Raw genomic sequence first — 16536 nt, 5'->3', positions numbered from 1 at the left:
CGGGCCTTTCGGCGAAGTGCATCGGTGCCCGACCCGGCCGGGAACGGGCCCGATGCGATGCCTGCCGTTCGGTCGCCGAGGCGATCAGTCGCGGAGGGGAAGGCCCCGGCTGTCGCGTCCGCCGTTGGCGATCAGCAGGATTCCGTCGATCCAGCACCAGAGGACGCCGATGCCGAAGACCGGCGTCAGCAGAAGCTGGGCCAGGCCGATTCCGATGTGTCCGGTGTAGAAGCGGCCGATGCCGAAACTCGGAATGAGCTGGAGGACGCCTGCGGCGATCTTCGACTTCGACGAGTAGACGACGACGTCGGACGGAGGCGGTGCCTGCGGGGGACGCGGTGCGGTGGGCCGGAGCGTCGCCACACCCGGCAGCGTCGGATGCGGGACGGGCAGGTCGCTGAAGATCGCGAGCAGGTCCCCGTTCGTCTTCGCGTCCATCGTGTGTGTGAGCCGTTGTTCGTACTCCTCCAGGCTCAACCTGCCTTCGGAGAGATGAATGCCGAGCGCACTCACGGCTGATTCGCGTTCCGTGGTGCCGATTCTTTTCTGATGGAGATTGTCTGCGCCTGCCACTGGATCACCGTAGCGCCCTTCGACCCCTACCGAGTATCACTGTCTGCTTTCCCGACGGAGACGGCCGGTCATGGCCGAGTCCCTTCGTGGATGCTCCGCTCTCGCCGCGGCCGTCCGTCGCCGCCGGGCACGGCAGGGCAGTCCGGGTCCTCGAGCCTGCCGATCGTCGTAGCTGCGCACGCTGAGGCCGTCGTGATCTCAGGCTCCCGCGTCGGGACAGTCCCCCGCCGCCTGCGAACCCGCCGAGGACCGAGTGCCGTGAGTTGAAGGAGCAGCAGGAGGACCAGCGCGAACACCGGCAGCCAGGCCAGCCGCAGCAGCAGCCAGCCGGGGTCGTCGGCGACAGTGTGCAGGCCGGGCAGCACGCCTGCCCGTGCGGCGACGAGGCTCACCACGACCAGGGCGCTCTGATGCAGCAGGAGGATCCCCATGGCGTCTTGGTTCAGCACCGTGACCACGCGGGTGATGATCGGGTGTGTCGCGATGCGGTGCAACGGCTGCCACAGCAGCAGGACGAGGCCGATCTGCGCGACGGCCAGCGCGAGCGCGACCGGGGAGGGCGGGAGCAGGTTGGACCGCTCGGCGCCGGGAACGCCGATCCCGGCCGCCGGGTAGCCGAAGACCGTCACCGCGATCGCCATGCCGAGGACCCCGACGCAGACCAGCACCGCACTCGACAGCCTGCCGGGTCGCCGTCCGGCGGCCAACGCCGTGCCGAGCTGCCACGGAACCCACCACACGGTCACCACCGTGGTCAGACCCACGGCCTGCGCCAGCCCGCTGGGCGACGTCGCGGCCACGGCCTCCGCCAGCAGTGCCAGGGCGGCGGGCAGCAGCGCGGCCGCCAGGCCGAACCGGGCGTCCAGCCGCCGTGCCAGCGGTGTCACGGCCGGCAGCAGCAGGTAGACGCCGAGGACGCACAGCGGGGAGACGATCAGCTGTGCGGTCGTGACCACCGTCTGCTGCGGCAGGCCGCGTACGGCGAGCACGGCGAACACCACGGCCCAACCGCCGCACAGGGCTGCCACCGGGAGCACGAATCGCCGCAGCCCCAGCCGCCAGGCCCGTTCCCCTCGCCCTGCTCGCCGCCCTGCCGAGGCGAGGTAGCCACCGACGAGGAAGAACAGGCCGAGAGGCTGGAGGAGCCAGCTCAGCGGTGTCAGCGTCGGCAGCGATGCCAGCGGACTGCTTGCGACCAACCCGTCCCGGCTCGCAGTCAGGGGAGTGACCAGCCAGTGGCCGAGCACCACTCCGCACACCGCGACCGCACGGACGAGGTCGATCGACGGGTCCCGGGGCCGGGCACGGGTCGTCATCAGCGCACCGCCGAGTGGGCGTCGTCAGTCGGGTGCGGCGCCGGGCGGCCTGCTGCGCCGACCGGGGAGTCGCCGGGAACAACGCCAGGTTCCGGGGCCGCCTCGGCGGACACGGCCGCGACATCGGGCGCGGCGGAGCCCAGCACGATCTCGGCCACGGCGGTCAACGAGTCGGTGCCCGGCTCGAAGTAGCCGTCATGTCCTGCGACGTCCCGAGCAGGCACGCTGCGAGCGCCGAAGGTCTCGACCGTCGGGTCGCCGCCGTGACCGAGGTCCCCCAGACGCAGCTTCGGGACGGCCGAGATCCAGTCGTTCTCACCTCGGCCTGCCCAGACTCGTGCCTCGGTGTCCAGTTCCTCCACCGACTCGGCGCGGACGCCTGGTGCGGCGAGGAACACGAGTTCGTCGGCGGCGAGTTCGGGCGCGGCCAGACCGCAGACCACCGCGCCGTAGCTGTGGCAGACGAGGCTGATCCGCTGGTCCGGGTTCTGGGTCCGCAGGCCGGTGGCGAAGTCGACCAGCTCATGGGCGCCGGCACGCGCCAGCCGCCCGCCGACGGCGTCCAGCCCGATACCCTCGGGCGTCTGGTAGCCCAGCCAGGCGATGACGGCGGTCTGCGTGCCGGGGGACCGGGTGGTCAGCTCGTCATGGAGCGCCCGAGCCATGCCCATCGGCCTGCGCAGCGGCAGCTCCGACTCGGCGAACCGAGCCAGGTCCACGTCCGAACCGGGGACGAGCACCGCGACGTCCCGCGCCTCGTCCAGATCGCCCAGCACCACGGCGACCCGGCCGCGCCCCTGCGGATCGAACAGCAACAGCTGCTCCTGACGGACCGCTGCCTCGTCGGGTCCGGCCGCAGGCTCCGACTCGTCCGAGCGGTGCCGGTTCGCGGCGTACCGCAGCGCGGCGGGCGCGCCGTCCAGCTGTCCCAGCACGGCGGGATGGGCGTCGACCAGACGTTCGGCCTCGGCCGGACCGGTGGCGGCGAAGAACGCGGCGATCACGGCGGGCTCGGCATCAGGCGGCGGCAGCGGCCTGCCCTGTGAACGATCCTGCGCCCAGGCGGCCGCCGCCGAGGCTGCGGGCGCGAAGGGGGCCGCCGCCGTCGATGCGGGTGCCGTGGTGAGGCCGACCAGCACGCTCAGGCCGAGCACCGCAGCCGTCGGGCGGCCGATCGATCGGAGCTGCCGAACCGCTCGTTCTCTGGTGCCCATGATCCTCGTCGTCCTTCCCGACCGATCCGCCTTCGTGATCGATCGGGCTGAACGCTAAGAGGCTGAGCGGGCTCGAATCGCCCCGCGACGGTAGCGAATCCGAGGTGCTACGAGAGGTGGCCTACGGGCGGTTCGTACCCCTACCCGGGTACGGGTCAGGAGCCGACCGTCACCAGCCCGCATTCGTAGGCGGCGATCACGGCCTGGGCTCGGTCCCGCACCCCGAGCTTGGCCAGGACCCGGCTGACATGGCTTTTCACCGTCTGCTCGGCGAGCACGAGGCGGCCTGCGATCTCGGTGTTGGACAGACCTCTGGCGACCAGGGTCAGCACTTCGGTCTCCCGATCGGTCAGCGCACGGAGGGGATCGGGGCGACCAGGCCCTCCTCGGAGCGGCGGCTCCACCGGCCGCGTCCGGACGAAGTCCTCGATGAGCCGCCGGGTCACCGAGGGAGCGAGCAGTGCCTCGCCCTCGGCCACAACCCGGACGGCGGCCAGCAGATCGGCCGACGGAGCGTGTTTGAGCAGGAAGCCGCTGGCGCCGGAGCGCAGCGCCTCGTAGACGTAGTCGTCCAGGTCGAAGGTGGTGAGCACCAGCACGCGAGGCGGCGAGCTGTCGGCCGGACGGGGCAGGTCCATCAGCAGTCGGGTCGCGGCGAGACCGTCGAGGACGGGCATCCGGATGTCCATCAACACCACGTCCGGCCCGACGCCCTCGCCGGTCAGCCGCCGGGTCTCGGTCACCGCCTCGCGACCGTCGGAGGCCGAGCCGACCACCTCGATGTCGGACTGAGCCGCGAGCAGCGCCGAGAACCCCTCCCGCACCATCGCCTGGTCGTCTGCCACCAGGACGCGAATCATCTCTACTCCTCGGCGTCGTCGGACGGTGCGTCGTCGGTCAGAGGCAGCACGGCCCGGATCTGGAAGCCGCCACTCGCGGTCGGACCCGCCGTCAGCGTTCCCCGGTGCAGGTCGACCCGCTCCCGCATGCCGGTCAGGCCGTGCCCGCCGCCCGATCGGCGCACTGCGACCTGTGGCGGTTCGGACGGTGGTTCGTTCCGCACCGTAATGATCAGCTTAGCCCCGTCGCGGGTCAGATCGATCCGGATCGGCGCATTGGGGGCGTAGCGGCTTGCGTTGGTCAGCGCCTCCTGGACGATGCGGTATGCGGTCAGGCCCAAGGCCTCGCCGACGACCTGTTCCAGGCCGTCCGGCAGGCTCATCGTGACCGGCATGCCGGAGTCGCCGCTGGTGGCGACGAGGTCGGCCAGATCGTTCAGGCCCGGCTGCGGCGCGCGGGCGGGCTGGTGATCGGCGTCGCGGAGCACGCCGAGAAGTCGTTGCATGTCCGACATCGCTGCGCGGGCGGCCTCGCCGATCTCGGCGATCTCCTGTCTGCCGGACTCGGACAGATCGGGCAGGCGGTAGGGGGCGGTCTCGGATCGCACCGCGATCATCGACATGTGGTGAGCCACCACGTCGTGCATCTCCCTGGCGATCCGGTTGCGCTCGCTGAGCCGCACCTGTTCGGCCTGTGCCTCGGAGGTGCGCTGCTCCTCGGCCGCGAGGTCTCGGCGGGCCCGGTGCGCGGAGCCGAGGGAGTAGGCGAGCAGCGCCACCACGATCGCGGAGACGAGCACTCCGCCGAGGTTGATCATCCCCCACGATCGTTCGGCCAGTGCCGCGCTGATCCATACGACCACGCAGGTCACCGCCAGGATCACCAGTACGATCCGCGCGGTGTGTCGGTAGGCGACCAGGAACAGCACGGTCAGCACGACCACCCACATCGGCAGCATCCGCCCGAGGTCCGCCGGAACGGTGACGAAGGCCGTCACGATCGCCAGGATGCTGGCTCGCCAGGCGACCATGGGCAGGACGAACGCCAGGACGGCGATCCCGCCGCCTGCGAATGCCAGGATCTCGGGCCAGATGGTGTCCTGCTGGTCCGCGAAGTTGTCGACGCCTGCGATCGTCACGGTCAGTGCGTAGGCGGCGATCAACGGCACGCGGACTTGGCGTCGCCATCGGCGTGGAGTGTGTCCGCGCCGGGCCAGTGCGGTATCGGTGCCGCTGATCAGCACCAATGACAGCAGCGCGCCCGCCGTGCGTGCCCAGGACCGCACGGCCCTGCCTGTCTCGGCGACGAGCCCGGCGAGCTCCTCCCGCTGCCTGCGCTCGGCATGCCCCTCGGGGTCCTCGCCCTCGGCGGTGGGAGAGCTCTGGAGGACGGCGCTGGTGCGGAACCGGCCGAGGACGCCGCCGAGCAGTACGACGATGACGCCGGACAGCAGCAGCTCGGTGACCGGAAAAGTGCCGACGGCCTCGTCCATCGCCAGGGGGAGTACGGACAGCAACAGCCCGAATCCGCATGTCGCGGTCGTCACCGCGATCCACTTCGCATGGCGGAAGGCGACCAGGAACATCACCGTGAGGTAGTTCGACCAGAAGGGCAGCAGGTCGCCGAGGACCTCATGGAAGAGGAACACCCAGCCGACCATCGTGGCCGTCGCCAGCCGCCAGGCGATCAGCGGTCGAAAGAAGGCGAAGGCGCAGATGCCCGCCGAGGCCAGCAGCGCTAGCTGAGGTACCGGTGCGAGCGGGGCGTCTGCCCCGGGTCCGGGGCTGCTCACGAGCGGATCGAGCCGGGACACACCGAATGCGACGTTCGCCAAGAGCAAGGCGGTGACGAGTGGCGACATCGTCCAACGAAGCAGACGCGACATCCGTGGACGTGGCGTGCCCAGCAAACGATCCGGACCGGTCAGCAGGACCAGGGTCGCCACTCTGATCAGGGCACGTGGCTGCAGCCGCTCCGGTTTGTCGGTGTTCCTCGTCGGTGCCTCCGTTGTCACCGGGCCGATGCTAAGTCTTTCCACACTGGGCGACATCGGACTGCGGAGGTGACTCGAACCCCTACCGGAGCATCAGCGCAGCGCGCGCCGCTCGGCGTCCTCGCCGCCGTGGGCGAGCAGTAGCACGCCGTCGACGAAGGACCAGAGCAGGCCGACCCCGATGAAGGAGAGCAGGAACTGGGCCAGCCCGAGCTTGACGTGACCGGTGTAGAACCGACCTGCGCCGAAGCACGGCACGATCTGCAGGACGCCCGCCAACACGCGATACCTCGGTGACTCGCCCGCCGCAGGTTGGACGTCTCCGGAGGAGATCGCGCGGTTGAGCGAACGGCCGAGTGAGTCGGCGAGTTCGCCCGCCGACCGGACGAACGGGCCGAGGGAGTCCCCGATGCTCGGCGCTGTGCCGGTGGTCTTCGTCGGCGCGGGGGCCGGGGTGCGCTCCGGTTCGCCCACCGTGAGGTCGGGAGCCAGCTGGTGAGTGCCGGGCAGGTCGTTGAACAGCACGATGAGTTCCGAGCGGGTGCGGGCCAGGGTCACGGCCCCGATCCGCTCCTCGTACTCCTCTATCGTCAGCCTGCCCTGGGCGAAGTGGTCGCCGAGGAACTGCATCGCCTGTCCGCGCTCGGCGTCGCCGATGCGGAGACCGTTGGTGTTGGCGAAGGAGGCCATGCCTGTAGACGGTAGGCCTACGGCGAGCCGCGCGGGATCGGTGATGTCCCTGATCCGAGCCCAGGGCTGCCCCGACCTCGAGTCGGCGCGCGAGGTGCATGAGGCGCACGACGGCCCCGACGAGACTCCAGGGCGTCACCACTGGGCCGAGGAGATCGCGCGGCGGCCCGCGCCGAGCAGACCCTAGGCTGGGGCGTCGGCGGCAGGCCGTTGCCTGCCGGGACCCGTCGAAGGGATTTCGATGCGGATCGGCGTGCCCCGCGAGGTCGCCTGTCACGAGCGCCGGTGCGGGCGGCCCCGACCGAGATGGCGGACCTCCGCCGTTCGCGGCCGTCAGTTTCGGGGTGTCGCCGATGCGGGAACGGAGCTTGGCGAGCAAGCCGGGCCGCCTGTCGTCTGCCTCGTCGTGTCCTGGGCTCTGGCGGCTGCGTTCCCTGGTCGACGGCGCGACGACGGGCCGACGTGCCTCGGCAGACCACGGGCGGTGCGGACATGACCGGTGGTCAGGAGGTCGAGACAGGCTCTTCGGAGATCGAGGCGTCGGCGGCCCCGGCGGACCGGGCCTCGGCCGGAGTTCGTCCTGCGGAGACCGCTGCTCGGCAGACCGCCGGGCCCGACCGGCTCGGGGGCGCGAACGACGTCGGGCGCGGCTCTTCTGATCCCCGGGACCCCGGAGCCGCTCAGGCCTGCGACGACCCGGACGAACCAGAGCCGTCCGACGAGCTCGTCGGACGGTTGACCGAGTATCTCGACCATCTGGCGGTCGAACGCGGCACCGCCCGCAACACCCTGGACGCCTATGGCCGGGACCTGCGTCGTTATCTGCGGAGCCTCGCCGCCAGGGAGGTGACGACGTTGGCCGACGTCTCTCGTGCGGACGTCACCGCCCACGTCGCCGCCCTTCGGGAGGGCGGGCCGTCCCGACCGGCGCTGTCGGCGGGATCGGCGGCCAGGGCGCTCATCGCGGTGCGCGGGCTGCACCGATTCGCTCATCGGGAGGGAGTCGTCGCGGTCGACGTGGCGGCCGAGGTCTCGCCGCCCGGCATCCCGCGCGGGCTGCCCAAGGCCCTGCCCGTCGACGATGTGCTGCGGCTCATCGACGGCAGCGGCGGATCAGATCCGCGTGGACTGCGTGACCGCGCCGTCGTGGAGTTGTTGTACTCGACGGGAGCCCGGATCTCCGAGGCCGTCGGTCTCGACGTCGACGACGTCGATACCGAAGGGCGGACCGTTCTGTTGGCAGGCAAGGGCGGACGACAGCGACTCGTCCCCATCGGACGACCCGCGTTGGCGGCGGTGCAGGCCTACCTGGTGCGGGGCAGGCCGACGTCGGCGGCGGCGGGCCGAGGCGGCCCGGCGCTATTCCTCAACGCGAGGGGCGGGCGTCTGTCGCGGCAGAGCGCCTGGCAGGTGCTCAAGACCGCCGCCGCAGCGGCGGGCCTCGCGGACTCCGTCTCGCCGCACACCCTCCGGCACTCGTTCGCGACGCACCTCATGGAGGCGGGCGCGGACGTGCGCGTCGTGCAGGAACTGCTCGGCCACGCCTCCGTGACCACCACGCAGGTCTACACGCTGGTCACGATCAACGCGCTTCGGGAGGTCTACGCGCTCGCGCATCCTCGCGCGCGTGACCCCGACTGAGTCGCCCGCGCATGTCGCGTCGGGCGCCGCGCCGCCGTGCGGAGCAGGCGATCGTCAGTACGCGTCGGAATCGGGAACGGGGATGCGTGCGATTCCGGCCGTCGCGGCGCACCGTCGGGCAGACGGAGAGCCCTTGATGCGGATTTTCTCGATCGCGGGGCTGCCGAGCAGACGGGCCGTCGCCTGCGGTGAGGCTGATCATGAGGCAGGAAACCCGAGGAGGTCTTAACGTGAATCCATCCCGCATTCAGGGGATGCCGCTCGGGTAGGAGGTTCGATGATCGGGGTGACCGGAGCCACCGGAGCAGTCGGCGGCCGAATCGCGCGGCTGCTCGCGGACCAGGGCACGGCGACCCGGCTGGTGGTCCGCGACGCCGGACGCGCACCCGAGCTGCCGGAATCGTCGGTCCGCGCTGCCTCCTACTCCGACGCCGACGGAATGCGTGCCGCGTTCGACGGCGTGCGAACCCTCTTCCTCGTCTCCGCCGACGCCGACCCGGAGCGGGTGCCGCAACACCGGACGGCGGTCGACGCCGCCGTCGCCGCCGGCGTCGAACACCTCGTGTACCTGTCGTTCCTCAGCGCCGACCCGGACGCGACGTTCACCTTCGCGAGGGATCACTTCCGCACCGAGGAGTACATCCGCGCCAGCGGCGTCGAGTTCACCTTCCTCCGGCCCAGTCTCTACCTGGACCTGTTGCCCACCTGGGTGGCCGACGACGGCGTCATCAGGGGGCCGGCAGGCGACGGCCAGGTCGCGTGGGTCTCCCGCGACGACGTCGCCCGCGTCGCCCGGTCGGTCCTCACCGGAACCGGTCATGCGGGCCGGGTCTACGACGTCACGGGTCCGGAACTGCTGACGCTGGCCCGATCGGCGGCGGTGCTCTCCACCTTCGCCCACCGCCCCATCACCTACCAGGAACAGACACTGGCCGAGGCGAAGGCATCCCGGTCCGGTCACGGTGCCGAAGACTGGGAATTGGAGGGCTGGGTCACCTCCTACGCGGCGATCTCGACCGGCGAGATGGCCGTGCGCGGCGATGTCGTGGCCCAGCTCACCGGACGGAATCCGCTGTCCCTGGCGGAATTCCTGCGGACTCATCCCGACAGTGTGGAACTGCTCACGCGGAATTGATCCATCGATTCTCCTGCGCGGTCCGACCTGCGGCGGGCAAGCTTGCGATGTGGCCACGGCGAGGTGCGTTGCCGCTTCTTCGCCTGCCGCTTAGAGTGCGGCAGGAGTGGGGCTTGGCGATCAGGTCGCGCCCGGCGGTGGTTGGATCGCAGGCAGAACGGTTCCGCTGCGGCTTCGCAAGGCGTGAACAAGCGCCACCGGGCTGCGCCGCACGAGAACCTTTGGATGCGAGGAGCGAGCCACCATGTCGACACCGTCGCCTTCGGCCGGTCGGCCGCGTGGTGCGGCGGTCGACCTGGGCCTCACGCCCAGGGCAGCCGACCCCACCGAGGAAGAGGCCCTTGAGGCACTCGAGGGCGAGATCGGGCCCACCGGAAGGCCCCGCCGTCACGTTCCCGACCCGCCGTTACTGGACCGGCACGGCCCCGCCACGGTGCTGGCGATGTGCAATCAGAAGGGCGGGGTCGGCAAGACGACCTCGACCATCAACCTCGGCGCGGCACTGGCCGAGTGCGGCAGACGGGTGCTGCTCGTCGACTTTGACCCGCAGGGCGCCCTGTCGGTCGGTCTCGGCGTGTATCCGCATCATCTGGACACCACCATCTACAACGTGATCATGGAGCGACAGGTCTCCGTTCAGGAGGTCGTGCAGGAGACCTCCACCGAGGGCATGCACCTGCTGCCCAGCAACATCGACCTGTCGGCGGCCGAGGTCCAGCTCGTGGTCGAGGTCGGCCGGGAGCAGGCGCTGGCCAGGGTCCTGCGGCCGGTACTGGCCGACTACGACTACATCCTGGTCGACTGTCAGCCCTCGCTCGGCCTGCTCACCGTGAACGCGCTGGCCGCCGCGCACGGCGTCCTCATTCCGCTGGAGTGCGAGTTCTTCAGTCTGCGTGGCGTGGCACTGCTGATCGACACCATCGAGAAGGTGCGGGAGCGGCTGAATCCGGATCTGGAGATCACCGGAATACTCGCCACCATGTTCGATCCTCGTACCCTGCATTCCCGCGAGGTCATGGCCAGAGTCGTCGAGGCCTTCGGCGACATCGTGTTCGACACGGTGATCAACCGGACGGTGCGATTCCCGGAGACGACGGTCGCGGGGGAGCCGATCACTCGCTGGGCACCCCGCTCGGCGGGCGCGAAGGCCTACCGGGCGCTGGCGCGCGAGGTGATCGCGCGATGACCGGGCTCGTGGTCTCGTCTCTCGCGGCGGGACTCCGCAGCGGGGCGTGGCACTCGAAGGCAGGCCGGGAGCACAGGTGACCCGACGCGCCGCACTACCGGGTGCCGCCGAGCTGTTCAGGTCCACGACGCCGGAGACCGGCCGGCCCTCGGGCGAGGCCTCGACCGACGTGCCCGACGTATTGTCCCCTGCCGTCGACACGGCGGTGACCCGCGGCTCCGGCCGCAGGCGACACGACACGAAGATCACCGTCTACGTCTCGTCCGAGGAACTGGTGGCGCTGGAACGGGCCCGGCTCGTGCTGCTGGCCGAACACGGCGTCACCGCCGATCGAGGTCGGGTCGTCCGGGAGGCCGTCGCGGTCGTGCTGGCCGACCTTCAGGCGCGCGGCGCCGACTCGATCCTGGTCGAGCGGCTGCGCGGGGAGGCGGCGGGATGACCGGTCGCGAGCGGGAACCGGTGCTCGCGCCCGTGGCGGCGACGGAGCCAGGCGGCGAGCCTGGCCGGTCTGATCCGTCTCCGGCGTCTCCGGCGTCTCCGGCGTCTCCGGCGTCTCCGGCAGCGTCCGCCGCCGACGTCGGGTCGACGTCCGGGGCGGTCGATCCGGTGCAGCTCGAGACGCGGATCGATCCCGGCCGGGCAGGCCCCCTCGATCCCGAGACAGAACTGACCCTCGACCCGGCCTCGACGCCGGCCGACCCCGCCCCGCACGGCGGTCGGTTCACCGTGCATCTGCACAACTTCGAGGGACCGTTCGACCTGCTGCTGCAACTCATCTCGCAGCATCGGATGGACGTCACCGAGGTGGCCCTGCACAAGGTCACCGACGAGTTCATCGCCCACATCCGAGGGCTGGGCGAGGAATGGGACCTCGACGAGATCACCGAGTTCCTGGTGATCGCGGCGACCCTGCTCGACCTCAAGGCGGCGCGGCTGCTGCCCGCCGCGGACGTGGAGGACGAAGAGGATCTGGCACTGTTGGAGGCCAGGGACCTGCTGTTCGCCCGACTGCTCCAGTACCGCGCTTACAAGCAGGTGGCGGCGCTGTTCAGCGAGCTGGAGGCGGGCGCGTTCCGGCGGTACCCGAGGTCGGTGACCCTGGAGGAGCGGTTCGAGGGACTGCTGCCCGAGGTGCTCCTCGGCGTCGACGCGAATCGATTCGCCGAGGTGGCGGCCGCGGTGTTCCGGCCGCGCCCGCCGCCTGCCGTGTCGTTGGAGCACCTGCACATGGCGAGGGTGTCGGTGCGGGAGCACGCGGCGTACCTGCGGGTCCTGCTCGCGGAGCGCGGTGAGGCGAGCTTCGCCGAGCTCACCGAGGACTGCGAGCAGACCGTGGAGGTGGTCGCTCGGTTCCTCGCCCTGTTGGAGCTGTACCGGGAGACCTCGGTGCTCTTCGACCAGACCGATCCGCTGGGCGACCTGCGGGTGCGGTGGGTCGGCGGCAGCGTCGAGCATGCCAGGGCGGTCGCCGAGTCCGATCGGGCAGGCGTCGAGGACGAGGAGTACGGGTGAATCAGGAGAGCGCGGACGAGGGGCGGCGCGGCCACTCGTCGTCGCCGACCGGGACTGCCGGTCTGTTCGCGGGCACAGGTGCGGACCAGGGATCGATCTCGAGCGCATCGACGGTGCCGGACCCCGCCGTGCCCGATCCGATCGGGCCCGACCCGCTCGTACCGGAACCGGCCCAGCCGGAACCGGACCACCCTGAACCCGAGCACCCTGAACCCGAGCAGCCGGAACCCGAGCAGCCGAGACCCGACCAGCCGGGCCCCGAGGTGCCGGTGCCGAACGTGCCGGTCCCGGACGTTCCAGAACCCGCCGCCCCCGTGCCCGACGTGCCCCAGCCTGCGGTTCCCCAGCCCGAGGTGCCCGACCCGGACGTGCCTGCGCCGCCTGCGGGGGCGGCCGCATCCCCGGCCGCACCGGCACCCCCGGCCACACCGGCCCCGTCGGCCCCATCGGCCGCGCGAGACCGGATGTCCTCGACGCGAGACGACGCCCCCGACCTGACCGACGACCCCGCCCTCGACGCGGCGTTGGAGGCCCTGCTGCTGGTCGTGGACGTCCCGGCGGGTGAGGAGCTGCTCGCGGGGACGCTCGATCAGCCTGCCGGGCGCATCTCGGCGGCCCTGCGCCGAATCGCCACGCGGTATGACGCGGCCGAGAGCGGCATCGAACTCCGTCGAATCGGCGAGGGCTGGCGCCTGTACACCCGTGATCGGTACGCGCCTTATGTCGAGAGATACCTGCTCGACGGGCAGCGGGCGAAGCTGACGAGGGCCGCGCTGGAGACGTTGGCGGTGATCGCCTACCGGCAGCCGACCACACGATCCCGAGTGGCCGCAGTACGCGGGGTGAACGTCGACGGAGTCATCCGTACCCTGTTGGGTCGTGGCCTGGTCGAGGAGACCGGCACCGACCCGGAGACCGGCGGTCTGCTCTACCGGACCACCGAGCTGTTCCTCGAACGTCTCGGGCTGTCCTCCCTGGAGCAGCTCCCGCCGATCGCCCCATTGCTACCCGAAGTGGATTCCATCGATGAGCAACTCTGAGCACAGCAGTCGTCCGCCGCGTCGCGAGCGCCCCGCCGCACCCGGCGACGATCACCCGGAGGGCATCCGACTGCAGAAGGTGCTCTCCCGCGCGGGCATCGCGTCGCGTCGCGCAGCCGAGGAGCTGATCGCCGCCGGGCGGGTCAGCATCGACGGCAAGGTCGTCACCGAGATGGGGCGCCGCGTCGATCCGACGACGGTCACCATCCACGTCGACGGCAATCGCGTGGTGGTCCGGGAGGACCTGGAGTACCTCGCACTGAACAAGCCGGTCGGGATGCACAGCACCATGTCCGACGACATGGGCAGGCCGTGCATCGGCGACCTGATCACCAGCCGTTCGGAGCGGCTCTTCCACGTGGGCAGGCTGGACGCCGACACGGAGGGCCTGCTGCTGCTGACCAACGACGGCGACCTCGCGCACCGGCTGATGCACCCGTCCTACGAGGTCAGCAAGACCTACCTCGCCGAGGTCTCCGCCCCGATCGCCAGGGACGTCTCCAAGACGCTGAAGGCGGGCGTCGAACTGGAGGACGGCCCGGCCAGCGTGGACAACTTCCGCGTCATCGAGTCCCACGGCTCCAAGGCGATGGTGGAGATCGTCCTGCACGAGGGCAGGAAGCACATCGTCCGCAGGCTGCTCGACCACGTCGGGCACCCGGTCGAGCGGTTGGTGCGGACCTCCATCGGCGAGGTGAAGCTGGGCGACCAGCGGCCGGGCAGCATGCGCAAGCTCAACCATCCCGAGATCGGGTCGCTCTATCGCGCGGTCGGGCTGTGAGTCGCGCCGCCGCCGATCCCCGGACGGGCCGAGCCGGGACGTCGGCGGTGCGGGCCGAGGCGATCGGCACGCCGAGACTGATCCTGGAGCCGCTGCTCCTCGACCACGCCGAGCCGATGGCCCAGGCCTTGGCCGATCCCCGGCTGCACACCTTCATGGGCGGCAGCCCCGCGAGTCCGGAGCAGCTGCGCGTCCGCTACCGCACGCTGCTGGCGGGACCGAGGGAGGACGGGGTCTCCTGGTGCAACTGGGCCCTGCGCACGAGGGCCGACGACCGGGTCGTCGGCACCGTGGGGGCCACCGTCGTCGCGAATCGATCGGGCGGCACCGCCGAGGTGTCGTGGGTGCTCGGCGTGCCGTGGCAGGGCCGAGGGCTGGCCAAGGAAGCCGCACTCGCCATGACGGCGTGGCTCGGTGAGCGGGGTGTGCAGGTCCTTCAGGCCTGCATCCACCCCGAGCACCGGGCGTCGGGACGGGTGGCGGCCTCCGCCGGTCTGCGGCCGACGAAACGGGAGATCGACGGCGAGATCGTGTGGCGGGCGGTGCTGTCCGCGCCGCCGGTCGTGCCGGAGGGGCGTCTGTCGTCGGAGTAGTTCGGCTGCGGGGCGAGTCGGCCGGGCGAGTCGACTGGGCGGGCTGACCGGTGACCGCAGCGGGCGGGCACTGCCTGCTCGGAGGCGCCGCCGAGCCGGGTCGAGCGGCGGAGCCGGGGAGTGGCCCGACGACCTGCTGCGGGAACTGCACCGAGCCCCGTCGCTGCAAGGCCAGCGCCAGCGTTGCTTAGGCACCTGACAGGCATCAGCCGCGCTGTGTCGTCTTCCCCGCGTCGTGCTCGGCCAGGCAGACTCGGGGAGGCGTGCGTGCCTGTCGAGCGGCGGCGGTCCGGCCCCCCATGCGACTCGACAGGAAGCACGAGGTCCGGGCACGCTCTCGTGGAGCGTGGCGGCGGGCAGACTCGACGTGGTCGGTGACTCCCCGCCCCGGCGGCAGCGACGGCCGAGAACCGGTCGTCGGCCCAGGAAGAAGCGAAGGAGCGCATCGGTGACATCCACCGCGAAGGTGATCAGTTCGGTGATCGACGGTCAGGAGACCGGGCCGGGCGGCGGCGAGTACCTGTCCCGGAACCCGTCGCGGCTCGACGACGTGGTGGCCACGGTGACCCTGGGCGGGCCGTCGACGCTCGCGGACGCGGCCCGGTCGGCGAAGCGCGCCCAGCGTGAGTGGGCGGCCGTGCCGCCGCCGGTGCGCGGTCGCGTCATCGCGTCGTTCGGCAGGCTCGTCGAGGCCAACAAGCAGACGCTGGCCGAACTGGTCACTCGCGAGATCGGCAAGCCGCTCGCCGAGGCCCTCGGCGAGGTGCAGGAGATCATCGACACGGCCGACTTCTTCCTCGGCGAGGGCAGGCGGCTCTACGGGCAGACGGTGCCCTCGGAGATGCCGGACAAGCAGCTCTTCACCTTCCGCGTGCCGGTGGGCGTCGCGGCGGTGATCACGGCGGGCAACTTCCCCGTCGCCGTGCCGTCCTGGTACCTGGTTCCCGCGTTGCTGTGCGGCAACGCGGTGGTGTGGAAGCCCGCCGAGTACGCCTCGGCCAGCGCTCGGGCGCTTGCGGAACTGGCGTGGCGCGCAGGTGTCCCCGCCGGAGTGCTCAACCTCGTGTACGCCGACGGCGAGAACACCTTCGCAGGCCTGGAGCAGGCCCTGACGGAGGGCACGGTCCACAAGATCGGCTTCACCGGCTCGAGCGCCGTCGGAGTGAAGGTCGGCGAGCTGGCAGGCAGGCACCTCCAGTCGGCGTGCCTGGAACTGGGCGGCAAGAACCCGATGGTCATCGCGCCCGACGCCGACCTGGACCTGGCGGTGGAGGGCGCACTGTTCTCCGGCTTCGGCACCGCAGGTCAGCGCTGTACCTCGCTGGGCAGCATCATCGCCCACGTCGACGTGCACGACGAGTTCGTCCGCAGGCTCACCACGGCGGTCGAGAACGCGGTCGTCGGCGATCCTCGCCAGGACGTGCTCTACGGCCCGATGCTCGACCAGAAGTTCGCCGACAACTACGAGCGCCTGCTCGGCTGGGTGGCCGACCACCACACGGTGCTCGGCTCGACCGCGACCGGTCGGATCACCGACGCCGCCCCGCGTACCGGATTCGTCGGCGATCACTCGGCCGGTCTCTTCTATCACCCGGTGCTGTTGGACGGTGTCCGTCCCGACGACCAGGTGTTTCTGGAGGAGACCTTCGGCCCGCTGGTCGGCGTCACCACCTACCGGACCTTCGACGAGGCCCTCGAGTTGGCCGACCGTCCCGGCTACGGGCTGTCCGCCAGCGTCTACACCACGGACCCCGCGACGGCGTTCCGGTTCCGGGCCGGGATCGGCGCGGGCATGGTCAGCGTGAACAACTCGACCTCTGGTGCCGAGGCGCACCTGCCCTTCGGCGGTAACGGACGCTCCGGCAACGGCAGCAGGCAGTCGGGCATCTGGGTGCTCGACCAGTTCACCCGCTGGCAGTCGCTGAACTGGGACTTCTCCGGGAAGCTCCAGAAGGCGCAGATGGACGTCGCGACGATCGAGCCCGACCTGGACTTCCGGCTCTGATCGACCACGGCTCGCAC

The 16536-nt window shown here is 71.0% G+C and carries 16 protein-coding genes; 10 read left to right on the top strand and 6 right to left on the bottom strand.

Going from position 1 to position 16536, the window contains the following annotated elements:
* Nucleotides 1-84: 84 nt before the first annotated feature.
* The 6 genes from UA75_RS22025 to UA75_RS34070 form a co-directional block, all read right to left on the bottom strand.
* Nucleotides 85-573: a DUF1707 domain-containing protein gene (locus tag UA75_RS22025; RefSeq protein WP_075741878.1), complete on the bottom strand. Its 489-nt coding sequence runs from the start codon at nucleotides 571-573 to the stop codon at nucleotides 85-87.
* Nucleotides 574-641: 68 nt separating this feature from the next.
* A complete protein-coding gene (locus UA75_RS22020; protein WP_075741877.1) occupies nucleotides 642-1889 on the bottom strand; it encodes an acyltransferase family protein in 1248 nt (415 codons plus the stop codon).
* Nucleotides 1889-3103 (bottom strand): alpha/beta hydrolase, encoded by a 1215-nt coding sequence (locus UA75_RS22015; RefSeq protein WP_083683463.1) that lies wholly within the window; start codon nucleotides 3101-3103, stop codon nucleotides 1889-1891. The genes UA75_RS22020 and UA75_RS22015 overlap by 1 nt, the downstream gene beginning before the upstream one ends.
* A gap of 155 nt (nucleotides 3104-3258) precedes the next feature.
* Entirely contained in the window at nucleotides 3259-3963 is a 705-nt protein-coding gene (locus tag UA75_RS22005) for a response regulator transcription factor (protein WP_075741874.1), read from the bottom strand.
* Between the two features lie 2 nt (nucleotides 3964-3965).
* The gene (locus tag UA75_RS32115; protein ID WP_157434364.1) at nucleotides 3966-5957 is read right to left on the bottom strand and encodes a sensor histidine kinase; all 1992 of its coding nucleotides are present in this window, start codon (nucleotides 5955-5957) and stop codon (nucleotides 3966-3968) included.
* Nucleotides 5958-6029: 72 nt separating this feature from the next.
* Nucleotides 6030-6626 (bottom strand): DUF1707 domain-containing protein, encoded by a 597-nt coding sequence (locus tag UA75_RS34070; RefSeq protein WP_075741873.1) that lies wholly within the window; start codon nucleotides 6624-6626, stop codon nucleotides 6030-6032.
* 43 nt (nucleotides 6627-6669) lie between these two features.
* Between UA75_RS34070 and UA75_RS33325 the strand changes: the two genes are divergently transcribed.
* The 10 genes from UA75_RS33325 (at nucleotide 6670) to UA75_RS21950 (ending at nucleotide 16519) form a co-directional block, all read left to right on the top strand.
* A complete protein-coding gene (locus UA75_RS33325; RefSeq protein ID WP_157434363.1) occupies nucleotides 6670-6813 on the top strand; it encodes a hypothetical protein in 144 nt (47 codons plus the stop codon).
* Between the two features lie 548 nt (nucleotides 6814-7361).
* Nucleotides 7362-8267: a site-specific tyrosine recombinase XerD gene (locus UA75_RS21990; protein WP_075744077.1), complete on the top strand. Its 906-nt coding sequence runs from the start codon at nucleotides 7362-7364 to the stop codon at nucleotides 8265-8267.
* 277 nt (nucleotides 8268-8544) lie between these two features.
* Nucleotides 8545-9402 (top strand): SDR family oxidoreductase, encoded by an 858-nt coding sequence (locus tag UA75_RS21985; RefSeq protein WP_198042812.1) that lies wholly within the window; start codon nucleotides 8545-8547, stop codon nucleotides 9400-9402.
* A 244-nt stretch (nucleotides 9403-9646) separates the two neighbouring features.
* Nucleotides 9647-10588 carry a ParA family protein gene (locus UA75_RS21980; protein ID WP_075741872.1) on the top strand — a complete coding sequence of 314 codons (942 nt, stop codon included), beginning with the start codon at nucleotides 9647-9649 and terminating at the stop codon, nucleotides 10586-10588.
* A 76-nt stretch (nucleotides 10589-10664) separates the two neighbouring features.
* A complete protein-coding gene (locus tag UA75_RS21975; protein ID WP_075741871.1) occupies nucleotides 10665-11027 on the top strand; it encodes a hypothetical protein in 363 nt (120 codons plus the stop codon).
* Nucleotides 11028-11254: 227 nt separating this feature from the next.
* Entirely contained in the window at nucleotides 11255-12100 is an 846-nt protein-coding gene (locus tag UA75_RS21970; protein ID WP_075744075.1) for a segregation and condensation protein A, read from the top strand.
* Between the two features lie 140 nt (nucleotides 12101-12240).
* On the top strand, nucleotides 12241-13140 hold the full coding sequence (scpB, locus tag UA75_RS32110) for an SMC-Scp complex subunit ScpB (RefSeq protein ID WP_075744074.1): 900 nt from the start codon (nucleotides 12241-12243) through the stop codon (nucleotides 13138-13140).
* Nucleotides 13127-13921: a pseudouridine synthase gene (locus tag UA75_RS21960; RefSeq protein WP_083683460.1), complete on the top strand. Its 795-nt coding sequence runs from the start codon at nucleotides 13127-13129 to the stop codon at nucleotides 13919-13921. The genes scpB and UA75_RS21960 overlap by 14 nt, the downstream gene beginning before the upstream one ends.
* On the top strand, nucleotides 13918-14514 hold the full coding sequence (locus UA75_RS21955; RefSeq protein ID WP_075741870.1) for a GNAT family N-acetyltransferase: 597 nt from the start codon (nucleotides 13918-13920) through the stop codon (nucleotides 14512-14514). The genes UA75_RS21960 and UA75_RS21955 overlap by 4 nt, the downstream gene beginning before the upstream one ends.
* 448 nt (nucleotides 14515-14962) lie before the next feature.
* Nucleotides 14963-16519 (top strand): aldehyde dehydrogenase family protein, encoded by a 1557-nt coding sequence (locus UA75_RS21950; protein ID WP_083683458.1) that lies wholly within the window; start codon nucleotides 14963-14965, stop codon nucleotides 16517-16519.
* Nucleotides 16520-16536: the final 17 nt, after the last annotated feature.

The sequence above is a fragment of the Actinoalloteichus sp. GBA129-24 genome (genome assembly GCF_001941645.1).
Taxonomy (GTDB): Bacteria; Actinomycetota; Actinomycetes; order Mycobacteriales; family Pseudonocardiaceae; genus Actinoalloteichus_A; species Actinoalloteichus_A fjordicus.
Note: the sequence above shows the minus strand (reverse complement) of the source record. Positions and strands in the feature narration are given on the sequence as shown.

Coding starts and splice junctions, on each gene's coding strand:
- UA75_RS22015 (WP_083683463.1), bottom strand. CDS start 3,103: ATGGGCACCAGAGAACGAGCGGTTCGGCAGCTCCGATCGATCGGCCGC.
- UA75_RS22005 (WP_075741874.1), bottom strand. CDS start 3,963: ATGATTCGCGTCCTGGTGGCAGACGACCAGGCGATGGTGCGGGAGGGG.
- UA75_RS34070 (WP_075741873.1), bottom strand. CDS start 6,626: ATGGCCTCCTTCGCCAACACCAACGGTCTCCGCATCGGCGACGCCGAG.
- UA75_RS22020 (WP_075741877.1), bottom strand. CDS start 1,889: ATGACGACCCGTGCCCGGCCCCGGGACCCGTCGATCGACCTCGTCCGT.
- UA75_RS21985 (WP_198042812.1), top strand. CDS start 8,545: ATGATCGGGGTGACCGGAGCCACCGGAGCAGTCGGCGGCCGAATCGCG.
- UA75_RS21980 (WP_075741872.1), top strand. CDS start 9,647: ATGTCGACACCGTCGCCTTCGGCCGGTCGGCCGCGTGGTGCGGCGGTC.
- UA75_RS33325 (WP_157434363.1), top strand. CDS start 6,670: ATGTCCCTGATCCGAGCCCAGGGCTGCCCCGACCTCGAGTCGGCGCGC.
- UA75_RS21960 (WP_083683460.1), top strand. CDS start 13,127: ATGAGCAACTCTGAGCACAGCAGTCGTCCGCCGCGTCGCGAGCGCCCC.